The sequence below is a fragment of the Ruminococcus callidus ATCC 27760 genome (genome assembly GCF_000468015.1).
Classification (GTDB): Bacteria; Bacillota; Clostridia; order Oscillospirales; family Ruminococcaceae; genus Ruminococcus_C; species Ruminococcus_C callidus.
In genome coordinates this window covers 8,354-24,206 of the sequence record NZ_KI260286.1, presented here as the reverse complement: position 1 = coordinate 24,206, position 15,853 = coordinate 8,354, and the positions used below count along the sequence as shown (strand labels likewise).

Genomic DNA, 15,853 nt, shown 5'->3' with positions numbered 1-15,853 from the left:
ATTGGGGCGTAGGGTCAGCGGCGACTCGCCGCAAAAAGGAGGTATTTCTCATGGCACCTATTCGTTTAACGGAATCCTTCTACCACCGCGACTGTCTGGAGGTCGCTCCCGATCTGGTGGGGAAGCTGCTGATGCGGCGGCTGCCGGACGGCACGATTTTACAGGAACGCATTGCCGAAACCGAAGCCTATCGCGGGCAGGAAGATCTGGCGTGTCACGCCTCCAAAGGGCGAACGCCCCGCACAGAACTGCTCTATCGGGAAAGCGGCGTGATCTACGTCTACCTCTGCTACGGCATGCACTGGCTGATGAATGTGATCACCGGCGAACGGGAACAGCCGCAAGGCGTTCTGCTTCGTGCCGGAGCCGTCTACAACGGCCCTGCCAAGCTGACCAAGTATCTACAGGTGGACAAACAGTTCAACGGGGACAGCTTTCTCACCTGTCCGGAACTGTGGATCGCAGATGACGGCTTTCGTCCGGCTCTGCGTACCGATGTGCGTGTAGGTATCGACTATGCCGGAGAATACTGGAAAAACATGCCATGGCGTTGGATCGCCGATGAAAAATAAACCGCCCCGGTCGTAAACCGATCAGGGCGGTACTCAAAACAAAAAGCGGCAGTACCGGCACAAAACCGATACTGCCGCTTCTATTTTACAAGCTTACGCTTTCGTGTTCGGGGAAATTAGTCCTCGTAGTCAGCGTCGTTGTCCTCCTCCAGCAGTGCACGCATGGAGATAGAGATCCGCTTGTTTTCGATGTCGATGTCAATGATCTTTACCCGTACAACGTCACCAACGGAAACGATGTCCTTGACATTTTCCACACGCTTGTCAGCCAGCTGAGAAATGTGGATCAGACCGTCTACGCCGTCAATGATCTGTGCAAATGCACCGAACGGAGTGATGGAAACGATCGTTGCATCGATCTCGTCGCCAACCTTGTAGTTTGCCTTGAACTTCTCCCACGGATTGTCTTCCTGCTTCTTGTAGCCCAGAGAGATGCGGTTGTTTTCCTTGTCCAGATCCTTGATGTATACTTCGATGTAGTCGCCAACCTTGACAACTTCGCTCGGGTGCTTGATCCGCTTCCAGGACAGCTCGGAGATATGAACCATACCGTCGATGCCGCCCAGATCTACGAATGCACCGTAACTGGTCAGGGACTTGACTTCGCCCTTGTAGGTCTTGCCGACCTCGGCAGTTTCCCAGAAAGCTTCCTTTGCAGCGTCCTTTTCAGCCTTCAGAACAGCCTTGATGGAGCCGACAGCCCGTCTGCGGTGTTCGTTGACTTCCAGAATGACGAAACGCTGGGTGGTCTTTACCAGAGAATCCATCTCTGCACCTCTCGGCAGACCGCTCTGCGATGCCGGAATGAATACGCGAACGCCGGCATAGTTGATGATAACGCCGCCCTTGACAGATGCACTGACAGTGCCTTCCAGAACAGCTTCCTCATCCTTGGCCTTGATGATCTCCTCAAAGCCCTTCATCTCGTCGACCTTCTTCTTGGACAGGGTAACGATACCTTCCTGATCGTTGATCTTGGTAACGATCAGATCCAGAACATCGCCGACAGCGACAACGTCAGACGGCTTCTTGGATGCGTCGTCTGTCAGTTCGCTGCGAGGAACATAACCGGTGTGCTTGGTGCCGACATCGACGATCGCTTCAGAATCGTTGACAGAGCAAACGGTACCCTTTACCTTCTCTCCCGTATGTATTTTTTTGAAGGACTGATCCAGAGCTTCTGCGAAGTTGATATCCTCCTCCACGGCGTTGTTATCCATGATTTCAGTCATAGTTTGTTGAACCTCCTTAATGATATGTGCCGGTGTGGACGCGCCGGCGGTAATGCCGATCTTCTCGGCGTTACCAAGGTCTAAAGTGTAAAGCTCATCCGAATTCTCAATATGATAAGACCTACAGTTTCTGTTGCAGACATGATACAGCTTCACGGTGTTGGAACTGTGTCTGCCGCCCACAATAATCATTAAATCTGACTTGCGAGAGAGTTTGTCTGCGTCGGACTGCCGCACCTGTGTGGCGTGGCAGATTGTATCGTAAACCATAATATTCGGGTTGTCCTTGGGAAGAGCTTCTAAACACTTTTCCCATACTAATATATTATACGTTGTTTGTGCAACAATTGCAAGTCTTTTGCGAGAATTCACTAATTTTTTTTGAAAAAAATTGTTTAACGCTTCTTCACTTTCAAAAACAAAGCAATTGCCTTTACAATGCCCCACAATTGCGGCAACTTCCGGATGATTGGCATCTCCGGCGATCAGAATAAAATCGCCGGCTCGGGTGTGTTCTTCCACGATCCGGTGGATCTTCGCCACAAAGGGACAGGTGGCATCGACATAGGGATTTCCAGCCTGTTCCAGCTGGTCATAGACCGCAGCACTGACGCCGTGGGAACGGATCACCACGCATTCGTCCGGCTGGAGATCTGCGATGCTGTCCACAATGCGTGCTCCGCGGCGGGTGAGATCGTCCACCACGTTCTGATTGTGGATAATGGGCCCCAGCGTTGCCACATGGGGGTGCTGTTCCAGAGCCTGATAGCAAAGCTTGACGGCGCGGTCTACGCCGAAGCAGAAGCCGGCGGATTCCGCCACAGTGATTTCAGCCATACGCGATCATTCCTCCGTAGTGTCGGCAGCTTGTTCTGCCTGTTTTTTCTGTTCCAGAGTCGCCCGTTTTTTGTCCTGAGCGATCTCGATCGAAGTGCGGTGTTTCGGCACATCGTGAAGGATCGGGAACGGCGGGTTCTCCTCCACCATAGATTTGATGCTGTCCATGATGTCTTTTCGCATGGCATGCATTTCGTGGGGGGTGGAGTCGGCGTTCAGTCCATAATCTGCGGCGTACAGGGGCTTGCCCACGCGGACACAGATGCGGCTGCGGAAGTGCAGGTTGTTGGAATCAAAGACCAGCCCGATGGGTACTACCGGCTTGCCGCTGCGGGCAGCCAGTACGCAGACACCGCTTTTTCCTCTGCCGACCTTGCCGTCGGTGTGGCGGGTACCTTCCGGAAAAATGGTCAGATGCCGCCGTTTATCCAGCCGTTTGGTGGCTTCGGAGAGCATGTCATAGTCGGGGTGCTTGGCATCTGCGGTGGGAAAGGCTCCCATGAGCCGGATAAAACCGCCGAAAACGGGGTTCCGGAACAGAGGCTCCTTGGCGATAAAGTTGAACGGGTGCGGGGCAGCCATTGCCACCAGCACCGGATCCAGATAGCTGCGGTGGTTGGAGGCGAAGATGACGGCAGTGCCCTTCGGGACATTTTCCCGCCCCTCGAAAGAAATGCGGTAGTAAAAGAAAAATGCGATCCGCACCAGATAATAGGCGATGCGGTAAAAGAAAAAGACAATGGGATACGGCAAAAAATGACCTCCTTTTTGGCAGCAGAGCCTTTTCAGGCGTTATTCCACGTCCAGACGCTGTTCGATCAGATCCATGATCTCCTCGCAGACTTCGTGAAAGCCCATGGTGGTGCTGTCGATCAGTACGGCATCATCTGCCTGCCGCAGGGGCGAAACGGCACGGTGCATGTCGTTGTAATCCCGCTGCTTGATGTCCTCCAGAATCTGGTCATAGGTAGGCTTGTCGGGCTTGTCCTCCATTTCCAGATACCGGCGGCTGGCACGTTCTTCTGCGGAAGCGGTGAGATAGATCTTCAGGTCTGCGTCCGGCAGAACGACTGTGCCGATGTCCCGTCCGTCCATGATGACGTTGTATTCCCGTGCGATGTCCTTCTGGGTTTCCAGCAGGAACTCCCGCACTTCCGGCAGGGCAGAAACCTCGGAAGCTTTCATGGAAACCTCCGGTGTGCGAATGCTTTCGGTCACATTTTCGCCGTTGAGGAAGATGCACTGGGTGCCGCCGAAGTATTTCAGTTCCAGATGACAGTCGTTCTCCAGATGCTTCAGAAAGTCCTTTTTCGTCGGGTACTCGGTGGAGAACAGGGCAATCGCACGATACAGTGCACCGGTGTCCACGTAGACAAATCCCAGCTGTGATGCCACTTCTCTGGCAATACTGCTTTTACCGGCTCCCGCAGGCCCGTCAATGGCGATGTTGATCTTTTTCATAAAAATGACAAACTCCTTTATGTATCATAGAAATTATCATGCCTGTTCTGCCATTGCCAGACCGGCACTATAGGCAGTTGCAAAGGCAATTTGTAAGTTGAAACCGCCGGTGTATCCGTCCAGATCGAGAATCTCTCCGGCGAAATACAGCCCCTCACAGCACCTGGAAGCCATGGTGCGGGCATCGACTTCTTTGACAGAAACGCCGCCGCGGGTGACAATGGCTTCTTCAATGGGACGGAATGCCCGCACATGCAGGGAAACCGCCTTGATGCAGCTGCCCAGATGCAGCCGCTGTGCCTTGGTGAGGGCGTTGGCTTTGGTGTCCGGCGAGATCCCCGCCAGCCGCAGCACCGGCAAGATCAGCTTTGCCGGCAGCAGGGCGTGGAGAATGTTGCCGAGGTCGCGGTTGGGACTGTCGGCAAGATCCCGCTGGATCCGTTTGTCCAGCTGCTCCGGAGTCAGACCGGATTTCAGGTCGATCTCCAGCCGGTAGTCCTGTGGGCTGCCCTTTCGCATCAGGGCACTGGCACTGAGTACCAGCGGACCGGACACGCCGAAGTGGGTGAACAGCATTTCGCCCAGTTCCTCAAAGATGCACTTGTTTCCCCGATACAGCCGCAGGATCACGTTCCGCAGGGAAAGCCCCATGGCTTCCTGACACCATGTTTCCTGTGTGACCAGCGGGATCAGGGAGGGCATTGGCGGCACAATGGTGTGACCGGCTGTTTCTGCCAGACGATAACCTGAGCCGTCAGAACCGGTCTTGGGGTAGGACATGCCGCCGGTGGCGAGCAGGGTCGTCCCTGCCCGATATTCTCTGCCGTCTGCGGTGCGGACACCGGTACATCTGCCGTTTTCCAGCAGCAGTTCTGCCGCGTCGCCGTGCACCACGGGGATTCCCGCCAGCCGCACTGCCTTTTGCAGAGCCTGTACGATGTCCTCCGCACGGTCGCTGACGGGAAATACCCGATTGCCCCGTTCGGTTTTCAGTGGAACGCCCAGCTTTTCGAAATAAGCCATGACGTCCTGCGGGGTGCAGCGGGAAAACGCACTGTACAGGAATTTCCCGTTGGCGGGGATATTTGCCATCAGGGTATCGCGGTCACAGTTGTTGGTGAGATTGCAGCGACCTTTGCCGGTGATGCGAAGCTTGCGTCCCAGCTGTTTGTTGTGTTCCAGAATGATACAGCGTTTGCCGTGTTCGGCGGCGGTCAGTGCCGCAAAGACACCTGCCGGTCCGCCGCCGATGCATAAATGGTCTGTTTCCATATTACCTCACTTTGTTTGATGCATTTCATGTAAGCAGATACAGCGGCTGCTGCACGCTTATGGATAGTATAGCACATCGTGCTGAAAAATGCAAGGGAAAATCACAGGCAGCCATGAAAATCAACTTTCATGATAGCCTCCCCTGAAAGGGGAGGGGGACCAGCGAAGCTGGTGGAGGGATTTTGATGAAACTTTTTCTTGAACTATAGATTTTACGGCAAAATCCCTCAGTCAGCCTGCGGCTGCCAGCTCCCTTTTCAAGGGAGCCTGAAATAAGCCTCCCTTGAAAAGGGAGGGGGACCAGCGAAGCTGGTGGAGGGATTCTTCTGTGGAATCTTTTGCTTAATGAAAAAGACTTACGAGATAACTCCTCAGTCAAGCCTGCGGCTGCCAGCTCAGCACAAGGCACGCCCTACGGGTGCCTTTTCAAGGGAGTCCAATTATGTTGTAAAATGAAGTGCGAAAACCCCTCTGTCACTTCGTGACATCTCCCCTTTCAGGGGAGATTTTTTTGCTTCATGGTTTTCTTCCCGTCAAAAACTCTTTCTCCACACCGACGGAGCCAGCAGTACCAGAATGGGGAAGATCTCCAGCCGTCCCAGCAGCATGTCCGCGGACAGCACCGCCTTGGAAAAGTCCGACAGGAACGAGAAATTCTCCATGGGGCCTACGCTGTTGATGCCCGGGCCGATGTTGTTGGTGCAGGTGATGACGGCAGAAATTGCCGTGCCGAAGTCCATGTCGTCCAGCGACAGCAGCAGGAACGAAGCCAGCAGCACACCCAGATACAGAATGAGGTAACTCCACACATGGTGGAGTGCCTCCGGACGGAGAATTTTGTTGTCGGATTTGACTTGGTTCACGGAGTTGGGGTGCACCATTTTCCGCATGGCAGCAGAGCCGCTTTTCCAGAGGATCACACACCGCTGCACCTTGAACCCGCCGCCGGTAGAGCCGCCGCAGGCACCGATAAGCATCAGCAGGATCAGCAGCATCTGGGAGAACAGCGGCCACTGGTTATAGTCTGCCGTGGCAAAGCCGGTGGAGGTGATAATGGAAGCCACCTGAAAAACGGCATAGCGGAAGCACTTTCCCACGCTGTGGTAAATGGGGCGGATATTCAGCATAATGAGTGCGGTCGAAATGGCAACAATGCTGAAATATACCCGCAGTTCCGTGTTCTTCCGCACTTCCCGAAACCGCCGTATCAGCATGTAGTAGTACAGGGTAAAGTTCACCCCGAACAGAAGCATGGTCACTGTCACCACGCCATCCAGATAAGGAGAGTTGTAATAGGACAATCCGTCGTTCTTGATGCCGAAGCCGCCGGTGCCTGCAATGCCCATGCCATGGCATACGCTGTCAAACAGGGGCATGCCGCCGGTGAACAGCAGCACAATGGTGATAAATGTCAGGGCTCCGTAGATGAGGTACAGGTACAGGGCGGAGTTTTTGCCCTTGGGCACCAGCTTGCCTACCTGCGGACCGGGGCATTCTGCCTGCATCAGATACAGGGCATTCCCCGAGGAGGGGAGAATGGCAATGGCAAGCACCAGTACGCCCATGCCGCCGACCCAGTGGGTGAAGCTTCGCCAGAACAGGATCCCCCGCGGCAGAGCCTCTATATCAGTCAGAATGGAAGAACCGGTGGTGGTGAAGCCGGATACGCTTTCGAAAAGAGCGTCTATGTAGTGGGGAATGCTGCCGCTGCAATAAAAGGGCAGTGCTCCCACTGCGGAAAAAATGATCCACATCAGGGCAGCAATGACCATGCCCTCCCGTGCAAACATGTACTTGTGCCTGGGACGGTAGAACACCCCCGGCAGCGATGCCAGAGCCATGCCGCCGCCTACGCCCAGAAAGATCAGCATGAAGAAATATTCCCGATAGTACAGGCTCACTAGAGCCGGCACCAGAAACAGTGCTGAGGAGAGCAGCAGTGCCTTGGACAGATAGTGGAATACAATGCCTTTATTCATACTCGTTCACCGCCTAGTCCAGAATGTCTTTCATGCTGGAGAAGTGGTGCTCCTTGGAAACGATCACCACGGAATCCCCCAGTTCGATGACAGCACTGCCGTCCGGAATGATGATCTCCCGCTTCCGGATAATGGCACAGATCAGGATATTCTTTTTCAGCTGCACGTCTTTTAGCGGTACGCCTACCAGATCGGGGATCCGTTCCTTGACGCGGAACTCGATCGCCTCCACCTGATCGCCTACCAGATGATACAGGGATTCGATCTCGCTGCCGGCGGTGCTCTCCAGCGAACGCACGTAACTCAGCACGTTGCCCATGGTCAGGGACTTGGGGGAAACCACGCAGTCCAGCCCCAGTTCGGAGGACAGGTCGATGTAGTTTTCCCGACTGACTTTTGTGACTACCTTGGCGTTGGTGCTGTCCTTGGCGAACAGGGAGATAATCATATTCTCCTCGTCGATGCCGGTCAGAGCCACAAAGCCGTCCACTTCCAGTACGCCCTCCTCGATCAGCAGATCCTGATCGGTGCCGTCGCCGCAGATGACGATGGCCTTGGGGAGCAGATCAGACAGCTTTTCACAGCGTTCCCGATCTTTTTCGATCAGCTTGACTTTCATGCCCACCGCCAGCAGCTGTTTCGACAGGTAATAGCCCACTCTGCCGCCGCCTACGATCATGACGGTACGCACCTTGTCCTTCATGAAGCCGCTGGCACGGAAGAATCGTTCAATGTTCCGGTGCGAAGCCGCCACGTGAATGCGGTCGCCCTCCTGCAGAGCGAAGTCGCCGGAGGGGATAAACACTTTCTCGTCCCGCTGTACGGCACAGATGAGGAATTTCGTCTTGATCTTTTTGTAGAGTTCCACCAGCGTGATGTTTTCCAGCCACGGGAAGTCCGGCAGCCGGTATTCCACCAGCTCCAGCTTGCCCTTGCCAAAGACCTCCACCTTTGCCGCGGAGGGGAACACCAGTACCCGCATGATCTCGTCTGCGGTGGAAAGTTCCGGATTGATGACCATCGACAGCCCCAGATCTTCCCGAATCAGGTGCATCTGCTGGTAATACTCCGGCATACGCACGCGGGAAATGGTCTTTTTCGTGCCCAGCCGCTTGCCGATCAGGCAGCAGAGAACATTCACTTCGTCATAGGGCGTTGCCGCGATGAGCAGGGTGGCTTTGTTTGCTCCGGCTTCCAGCTGGGTTTCCGCCGTTGCCCCGTTGCCCTCGATGCACATAACGTCCAGTGTGTTCTGGCTCTTTCGCAAGTGGGTTTCATCACAGTCTACCACGGTGATGTCGTGTCCCTCCTGCACCAGCAGGGCAGCCAGATTGCTGCCGATCTTGCCGTTCCCAATAATTACGATTTTCATAGTTGATTCACCTGTTGTTCCACCCGTTATTTTCCCATGAGCCGCCGTGTCCGTGCGGCAAGCTTTTCCCGCCGTGCCTGTGTGGCGGCGGTGTCGGTCTGATAGCTGCCGTCCGGATTCTGCCGGAGAATGTCGCCCTCTCTGGCATCGCCCAGAATCTGGCTGCGGGGGATCTCTGTCATACCGTCGTCGGTTTCGATCACGGCAATGGTTTCTTCGAACCGGTCAATGATCCACATCAGAAGCACCTCACTTTTCGGTTGTCACGGTGAGATTGGAGCCGTCGGACGAAATGGTCACCGTGCCGCTTTCGTCTGTCCGCCAGATCTGTTCGCCGCAGTATTGCTGCAAGCGGGATACCGCTTCGCTGTGGGGGTGTCCGTAGCTGTTGCCTGCTCCGCAGGAGATCACCGCATAGCTGGGCTGTAACTGTGCCAGAAATGCATCTGTGGAGGATTCACGGCTGCCGTGGTGTCCCACTTTCAGCACGTCCGCCTGTATGCCGTCCAGTTCGCCTTTTTCCAGCAGGTCTTTTTCCTCCGGCTTGGACGCGTCACCGGTGAAGAAAAAGCTGGTGTCCCCGCAGGTGAGATAGGCACAGATGGAATAGTCGTTCAGAGAACTGTAGTCCTCGGCGGGAGAAGGTATGATCTCCAGCGAAGCCGTTCCCATGTCAATGGTCATGGAGGTGGCAGGTGTCAGGATCAGTCCGTTGGCTTCGATGCCGTCCAGAAACTTTTCGTATGTACGGGTGGTCGGCACCATGCTGTCCGGCAGCTGGGGGCTCATGGCGTTGCAGATCGTCAGGTCACTGTTCTGTGCTGCGTAGTTTAAAATCGTCGGGAACCCGCCGATGTGGTCGGCGTGGGGGTGGGTGCCGATGATCCAGTCCAGCTTGGTGATGCCGTACTGCTGTAAGTCGGCGAGAATGTCGTCCGCGGCACTCTGTTCGCCGGCATCGATGAGCACAGCGGCGGTGTCGGTGACGATCAGTTCGCTGTCGCCCTGTCCCACGTCCAGAAAGTGGACGGTACAGCTTCCGGTGGCAGAGCCGCCGCCGGTTTCGGCTTCCTCACCGCCGAACGCCTGCTGTATGGTGTCGGTGAGATATTGTTCGGCATCGTCCAGCGAACAGCCGCCCAGCAGGGGCAGGGCTGCCGCAGTCAGGATCGCCGCGATTTTTTGGAAGAATGCTTTGGTTTTCGTGGGGATACGCCTCCTTTGGTGTGGGGATTCCGGTTTTTGTCGGCATGGCTGCGTTGGCTGTCGGATCTTTGTTCCGGAGCCACCAGACAGTTCGGCTTGGTGCCGATGAGATCCTGCCGTCCCGCCTGCTTCAGTGCAGACAGCACCAGCTGGCGGTTCTGGGGCAGGTAATATTGCAGCAAAGCCCGCTGCATGGCTTTTTCTTTCGGCGTTTTCGGCACATAGACCGGCTCCATGGTGTAGGGATCCAGTTCCGTGTAATACATGCAGGTGGAGATCGTCCCCGGCGTGGGGTAGAAGTCCTGTACCTGTTCCGGATGCATGCCGTTGTCCCGCAGGAACAGGGAAAGCTTTACGGCTTCCTGCAGAGTGCTGCCGGGGTGAGAGGACATGAGATAGGGCACCAGATACTGTTTCTTGCCGAGGCTCTTGGTGATCTCATAGAACCGCTTCTGGAACGCTTCGTAGCACTCGATATGGGGCTTGCCCATTTTGTCCAGCACCACGTTGCTCACATGCTCCGGAGCTACTTTCAGCTGCCCGCTGACGTGCTCTGCCACCAGTTCCTTGAAGAAGGTGTCGTCCTCGTCCGCCATGACATAGTCGAACCGGATACCGGAACGGATAAACACCCGCTTCACCTTGGGGAGTTTCCGCAGCTTCCGGAGAATGCGGAGATACTCGCTGTGATCCACCTGCAACGCCTTGCAGGGTTCCGGAGCAAGACACTTTTTCCCGACGCACATGCCGGATTTCGCCTGCTTTTTGCAGGAGGGCAGCCGGAAGTTTGCCGTCGGGCCGCCGACGTCATGGATATAGCCCTTGAAGTTGGGCATTTCCGTGATCTTTTTCGCTTCTTCCAGAATGGACTCCTCGCTGCGGCAGGTGATGCGGCGACCCTGATGCAGGGCAATGGAGCAGAAGTTGCAGTAGCCGAAGCAGCCGCGGTTGTGGGCAATGGAGAACTGTACCTCCTCAATGCCCGGCACGCCGCCCTGTGCATCGTACATGGGGTGGGGCTTCCGCTGATAGGGCAGCCGGTATACTGCGTCCAGTTCTTCCTGTGTCAGGCTGACTGCCGGCGGGTTCTGCACCAGCATCTTGTCCCCGTGCCGCTGGAGCACGGTCTTTCCGGTGATCTCGTCCTGCTGGTCGTACTGCTGGCGGGTTGCCTTGGCGTATGCCTTTTTGTCGCGGCAGACCTGTGCATAATCCGGACACTGCACGCCGCCCCACGGGGTGTTTTCCGGCGAGGTGAGATAACAGGTGCCGCGAATGTCCGTGATCTCCTGTATGGGCACACCCTCTGCCAGCAGCTGTGCCAGTTCGGTGATCTGGTGTTCCCCCATGCCGTACATCAGCAGATCTGCTCCGCTGTCTGCCAGAATGGACGGGCGGACGGTGTCGTCCCAGTAGTCATAGTGGGCGAACCGCCTCAGAGAAGCTTCCAGTCCGCCAATGGCAATGGCAGCATCGGGGTAAGCCTCCCGAATTTTCCGGCAGTAGGTGATGACGGCACGGTCGGGACGAAGCCCGGCCCTGCCGCCGGGGGAGTACATGTCAGTGCTGCGTTTCCGCTTGGCGGAAGTGTAGTGGGCAACCATGGAATCGATGTTGCCGCCGGTCACCAGAAACGCCAGTCTGGGCTTGCCGAATCGGGTGAAATCTTTTACCGTGTGCCAGTCCGGCTGGGCGAGAACGGCGACGCTGTAGCCCTGCGACTGTAACAGGCGGGTGATAATGGCTGCCCCGAAGCTGGGGTGATCCACGTAGGCATCACCGGTAATATAGACGAAATCCGGCTGGGATACGCCGGTTTCCAGAAGTTCCTGCATGGTGACAGGGAGAAAATTGGTCATGTATCTGCTCCTTATAGATGAGGTTTTTCCGTTTCGGCTTTCTTGAAAAAGGAGGCTATGAAATCGAATACATCAGGAAAAATTTTTACACAGAATGGTGTAACAGCTAAAACTATAGGAATAAGCCTCCCTTGAAAAGGGTGGCTCCCCACGGGGTGGGGAGATGCCCGCAGGGCAGAGGGGACCGCTCAGTACGAGGGGGACCAGCGAAGCTGGTGGAGGGATTCTGGTGCAATCTTTTTCTTGAATTGCAGATTTCGCGGCAAAATCCCTCAGTCAGCCTACGGCTGCCAGCTCCCTTTTCAAGGGAGCCTAATCTATAAAGCTTTAAAAATTACAATATAATATTACGGTGTGGTTTTTTATTGCAGCCGCCGCATTTTCCGTTCGGCAAACTGCTCCTTGGACATCAGCACTCTGCGGGGCTTGGCACCCTCATAGGGGCCGATGATGCCCTTTTCCTCCAGTTCGTCCATGATGCGTGCGGCACGGGCATAGCCCAGCTTCAGCCGCCGCTGGAGGGAGGAGGTGGAGGCCTGTCCGGCTTCTACGACCACTTCAATGGCACGTTCGAAAATGTCCTCGTCGCTGCCCGGTTCCGGCTCGCCGGAATCTTTTCGCTGTTCCTTTGTCTTTCCCTCTGCCTTGGTGACGGGAATGTTCTGTTCTACCTGCTCCATGATCTCGTTGCTGTATTCGCTCTGAGTCTGGGACTTGATAAAGTCCACCACCTTTTCGATCTCCTTGGTGGAGGTGAAACAGCCCTGTACACGCACCGGCTTGATCTTGCCGTTGGGCAGGTACAGCATATCGCCGTGTCCCAGCAGCTTTTCCGCACCGCCGGTGTCCAGAATGGTGCGGGAGTCCACCTGCGACATGACAGACAGGGCGATACGGCTGGGGATATTTGCCTTGATAAGTCCGGTGATGATGTCCGTGGTAGGCCGCTGTGTCGCAATGATGAGGTGCATGCCTGCCGCACGGGCTTTCTGTGCCAGACGGCAGATCGCATCTTCCACTTCCTTGGACGTGGTCATCATCAGATCGGCAAGCTCGTCGATAATGACTACGATCTGGGGCATAGGCTCCAGCGGACTGTTCGGCTGGGCAGCCGCGGCGTTGTAGTCGCCCAGATCGCGGACGCTGTTTTCGGCGAACAGGTTATACCGCCGCTGCATCTCCTGCACTGCCCAGTTCAACGCACCGGCAGCCTTTTTCGGGTCGGTGACCACTGGGATCAGCAGGTGGGGAATGCCCTCATAGACGGTGAATTCGACGATCTTCGGGTCGATCAGGATCAGCTTGACTTCCTCCGGTGTGGCATGGTACAGGATACTCATGATAATGGAGTTGGTGCAGACCGACTTACCGGAACCGGTGGCTCCGGCGATAATCATATGGGGCAGCCGTGCAATGTCGCCGATGACGGCGTTGCCGGCAATATCCCGCCCCACGGCAAACGCCAGCTTGCTCTTGGAACTGCGGAAGCTGTCGCTCTCCAGAATCTCCCGCAGGGAAACGGTGTCCTTGTGGCTGTTGGGGACTTCGATGCCGATCGCCGGCTTCCCCGGAATGGGGGCTTCGATGCGGACACCCTGTGCCGCCAGCGACAGGGCAATGTCATCTGCCAGTCCGGTGATCTTGGAAACCTTGATGCCGGCGGCAGGCTGTATCTCATACCGCGTGACGGAAGGACCGCGGAAAATACCGGTAATGCGGACAGTCACGCCAAAGCTTTTCAGCGTGTCCACCAGAATGCCCGCTTTTTCTTTCATCTCCTGATCTACCGCGGGGTCGCCGGCACGGCTGACACCGTTCTGCAAAAAGTCGATGCTGGGGATCTGGTAGGGACGTGCCGGAACCGTCGGTGCTGCCGGAGCAGCCGGTTCTGACGGGTTCTCTGTTTCTGCGGCAGGCTCAGCCAGTTCCGGCGGATCCTGCAGCAGTTCATCCGGTGATACGATCGCGGCGTTGTCCGGCTCGCTGTCCGGAAGGGGAATGTCAATGTCCATGTCATACGCCGGCGTATAGGGGGCATCGTCCTGCGGCTGGGAATAGCTGTTCCGGATCATGTCGTCCAGTTCCGACGGCAGCGGCTGGTCGGCAGCCACAAAGTCCGGAATGTCTGCGTCCAGAGCCGGTTCTGCGGCAGCCGGTTCCGGCTGTGGCTGGACAGTGCCTTTGCGGTGTACCTTTGCAATTTTCGGGGCGTGCTGTTCCGGCAGCAGGAATTCCGGTTCTTCCTCTGCGGCGGCATCTTCGGGAATATCGTCTGCCCATTCCGGATCACGGTTCCACAGTTCCCTGAGTTTCCGGAACGGAAAGCCTATGTACCACCACAGCTGCCGGATACTCAGATCCATCAGCCGCATAATGGTGAGAAAGAGCAGGCAGATGATGATGATCTGTGCTCCGGGTGTGCCGATGATCCGCAGGAACGGATAGGCGAGGAACGTACTGATCGCTCCGCCGCTGGCGAAAGCGTTTTCCGTGCCTGCTACAAACAGATATTTGAAGCAGCGGAAAAAGCCCTTTTTGCCGATGTCGCCCACGAATATGATCTGGAAAAAACTGCTCACCAGCACGGTCAGCCCCAGACTCAGCAGCAGCCGTTTGGTGAGGTTCATGCCGGACTGGCGTTCGGTGAAGTAGGCAGCCGCCATGAGCAGGATCGGCACCAGCAGAATGGAAAAGCCGAAAATGCCGCGGATAATGCAGTGCATGAGATACCAGCCGGCGTTGCCGTGGACGAATGCCAGCAGAAAAAATAAAATGGCACTGGTGAAAAGTACCACTGACTGAAATTTGGTGTTGCCATTCTGCTGCTGGTTCAGCTTTGCCAGAGCCTCCTCCTTGGAGGTCTGTGCAGCAGAAGTGCCGGCAGTCTTTTTCTTGGCTGCCGGCTTCTTTTTCGCTGCGGGTTTTGAAGTCTTCTTTTTCGAAGACGCAGATTTTTTTGCCAATGTTACGCCTTTCTGAAAAGAACTGCAATGCCGGAAATTCGCCTGATATTATCTTAGGGCAACACCTTACGTACAAGCTTTGTGCGGTGCTGCCTCAGGCTTTCGCGTTTCCGGACGGTCGCAGTTCCTGTGTTTCTATCCGATGATAGAGTGCATCAATGGCATCGCGGAGAGAACCCAGCCGGTCGATCAGCCCGCATTCCACCGCTTCTGCACCGGAGATGACCGTTCCCATATCGGTTGCCATTTCCTGTGTGTTCAGCATCATGTTTTCCAGACGAGCCTTGGAGATGCGGCTGTGGCTGGTGATGAAGCCTGTGATACGCTCTTGAATTTTTGAAAAGTAAATGGTTGTCTGCGGCACGCCCAGCACCAGCCCGCTGGTACGGACAGGGTGCACAGTCATAGAGGCAGAGGGCACGATGAGGGAAACGTCCGCACTGACGGCGAGAGGGATCCCGATGGAGTGACCGCCGCCCACCACCAGTGAAACCGTGGGGGTCTGCATGCCGGCGATGACTTCCGCAATGGCAAGCCCCGCTTCCACATCGCCGCCCATGGTGTTGAGCAGGATCAGCAGCCCTTCAATGCTGCGGTCCTGTTCGATCGCCACCAGTGCCGGCAGGACGTGTTCGTATTTGGTAGTCTTGGTGTCCTCCGGCAGCACGTTGTGTCCCTCCACCTGACCGATGATGTTCAGGCAGTGGATCAGGTGTTTGGCGTTGGGTGTCCGGACGCTGCCGGTTTCTTCGATCAGCTGTGCCTGATCCAGCTGTTCTTCTGCGGGGGACTTGCTGTCAGATGGTGTCGTGTTAGCCATAGTGCTGCTCCTTTGGGTAAAATATCGGAAACGTTTTCTTTAACGTCCTCTTTATTTTGCCCAAAGAAGCAGCGGTTATGCAGACAACAGACAGGGATTTCTGCAAGATGTTCCTGTACACCTATATTATAGCAGATTTTGTGGAAAAGTCAAGGCGGGGAGATGGTGTGGAGTTTGGTTTGAGAGTTTGTATTGCAGTACTATATGACAGCTAAAATTTATACTATAACGACAATTGTTGAAATAAGCCTCCCCTGAAAGGGGAGGGGAACCGCCGTTA

12 protein-coding genes are annotated in these 15,853 nt (G+C 55.7%); 1 reads left to right on the top strand and 11 read right to left on the bottom strand.

From position 1 onward, the window contains the following. The first annotated feature begins 50 nt into the window (after positions 1 to 50). Positions 51 to 572 (top strand): DNA-3-methyladenine glycosylase, encoded by a 522-nt coding sequence (locus RUMCAL_RS00170; protein ID WP_040646253.1) that lies wholly within the window; start codon positions 51 to 53, stop codon positions 570 to 572. Positions 573 to 688: 116 nt separating this feature from the next. Here the strand turns inward: RUMCAL_RS00170 and RUMCAL_RS00165 are convergent, their stop codons facing one another. The 11 genes from RUMCAL_RS00165 to RUMCAL_RS00115 form a co-directional block, all read right to left on the bottom strand. Further along, complete coding sequence (locus tag RUMCAL_RS00165; RefSeq protein ID WP_021680311.1) at positions 689 to 2,641, bottom strand: bifunctional 4-hydroxy-3-methylbut-2-enyl diphosphate reductase/30S ribosomal protein S1; 1,953 nt, start codon at positions 2,639 to 2,641, stop codon at positions 689 to 691. Positions 2,642 to 2,647: 6 nt separating this feature from the next. Continuing rightward, entirely contained in the window at positions 2,648 to 3,394 is a 747-nt protein-coding gene (locus RUMCAL_RS00160) for a lysophospholipid acyltransferase family protein (RefSeq protein WP_051343550.1), read from the bottom strand. Between the two features lie 39 nt (positions 3,395 to 3,433). After that, positions 3,434 to 4,102, bottom strand: a complete 669-nt coding sequence (cmk, locus tag RUMCAL_RS00155) for a (d)CMP kinase (RefSeq protein WP_021680309.1) — start codon at positions 4,100 to 4,102, stop codon at positions 3,434 to 3,436. A gap of 36 nt (positions 4,103 to 4,138) precedes the next feature. Further along, positions 4,139 to 5,374 (bottom strand): BaiN/RdsA family NAD(P)/FAD-dependent oxidoreductase, encoded by a 1,236-nt coding sequence (locus RUMCAL_RS00150; protein ID WP_021680308.1) that lies wholly within the window; start codon positions 5,372 to 5,374, stop codon positions 4,139 to 4,141. Between the two features lie 533 nt (positions 5,375 to 5,907). Next, a complete protein-coding gene (locus RUMCAL_RS00145) occupies positions 5,908 to 7,353 on the bottom strand; it encodes a TrkH family potassium uptake protein (RefSeq protein WP_021680305.1) in 1,446 nt (481 codons plus the stop codon). A gap of 13 nt (positions 7,354 to 7,366) precedes the next feature. Further along, positions 7,367 to 8,725: a Trk system potassium transporter TrkA gene (trkA, locus tag RUMCAL_RS00140; protein WP_021680304.1), complete on the bottom strand. Its 1,359-nt coding sequence runs from the start codon at positions 8,723 to 8,725 to the stop codon at positions 7,367 to 7,369. 26 nt (positions 8,726 to 8,751) lie between these two features. Then, positions 8,752 to 8,964 carry a DUF3006 domain-containing protein gene (locus tag RUMCAL_RS00135; RefSeq protein ID WP_021680303.1) on the bottom strand — a complete coding sequence of 71 codons (213 nt, stop codon included), beginning with the start codon at positions 8,962 to 8,964 and terminating at the stop codon, positions 8,752 to 8,754. 10 nt (positions 8,965 to 8,974) lie between these two features. Further along, a complete protein-coding gene (locus RUMCAL_RS00130) occupies positions 8,975 to 9,739 on the bottom strand; it encodes a ComEC/Rec2 family competence protein (protein ID WP_021680302.1) in 765 nt (254 codons plus the stop codon). A gap of 149 nt (positions 9,740 to 9,888) precedes the next feature. Then, positions 9,889 to 11,790, bottom strand: coding sequence for a YgiQ family radical SAM protein (locus RUMCAL_RS00125; protein ID WP_021680301.1), 1,902 nt, complete (start codon positions 11,788 to 11,790; stop codon positions 9,889 to 9,891). A 362-nt stretch (positions 11,791 to 12,152) separates the two neighbouring features. Then, the gene (locus tag RUMCAL_RS00120; protein WP_021680299.1) at positions 12,153 to 14,753 is read right to left on the bottom strand and encodes an FtsK/SpoIIIE family DNA translocase; all 2,601 of its coding nucleotides are present in this window, start codon (positions 14,751 to 14,753) and stop codon (positions 12,153 to 12,155) included. A gap of 94 nt (positions 14,754 to 14,847) precedes the next feature. Then, positions 14,848 to 15,573, bottom strand: coding sequence for a ClpP family protease (locus RUMCAL_RS00115; protein ID WP_021680298.1), 726 nt, complete (start codon positions 15,571 to 15,573; stop codon positions 14,848 to 14,850). Positions 15,574 to 15,853: the final 280 nt, after the last annotated feature.

Excerpts from the sequence above, each read along its gene's own strand:
- RUMCAL_RS00125 (WP_021680301.1), bottom strand. The coding sequence starts at position 11,790 with ATGACCAATTTTCTCCCTGTCACCATGCAGGAACTTCTGGAAACCGGC.
- RUMCAL_RS00115 (WP_021680298.1), bottom strand. The coding sequence starts at position 15,573 with ATGGCTAACACGACACCATCTGACAGCAAGTCCCCCGCAGAAGAACAG.
- RUMCAL_RS00145 (WP_021680305.1), bottom strand. The coding sequence starts at position 7,353 with ATGAATAAAGGCATTGTATTCCACTATCTGTCCAAGGCACTGCTGCTC.
- RUMCAL_RS00165 (WP_021680311.1), bottom strand. The coding sequence starts at position 2,641 with ATGGCTGAAATCACTGTGGCGGAATCCGCCGGCTTCTGCTTCGGCGTA.
- RUMCAL_RS00135 (WP_021680303.1), bottom strand. The coding sequence starts at position 8,964 with ATGTGGATCATTGACCGGTTCGAAGAAACCATTGCCGTGATCGAAACC.
- RUMCAL_RS00150 (WP_021680308.1), bottom strand. The coding sequence starts at position 5,374 with ATGGAAACAGACCATTTATGCATCGGCGGCGGACCGGCAGGTGTCTTT.
- trkA (WP_021680304.1), bottom strand. The coding sequence starts at position 8,725 with ATGAAAATCGTAATTATTGGGAACGGCAAGATCGGCAGCAATCTGGCT.
- cmk (WP_021680309.1), bottom strand. The coding sequence starts at position 4,102 with ATGAAAAAGATCAACATCGCCATTGACGGGCCTGCGGGAGCCGGTAAA.
- RUMCAL_RS00170 (WP_040646253.1), top strand. The coding sequence starts at position 51 with ATGGCACCTATTCGTTTAACGGAATCCTTCTACCACCGCGACTGTCTG.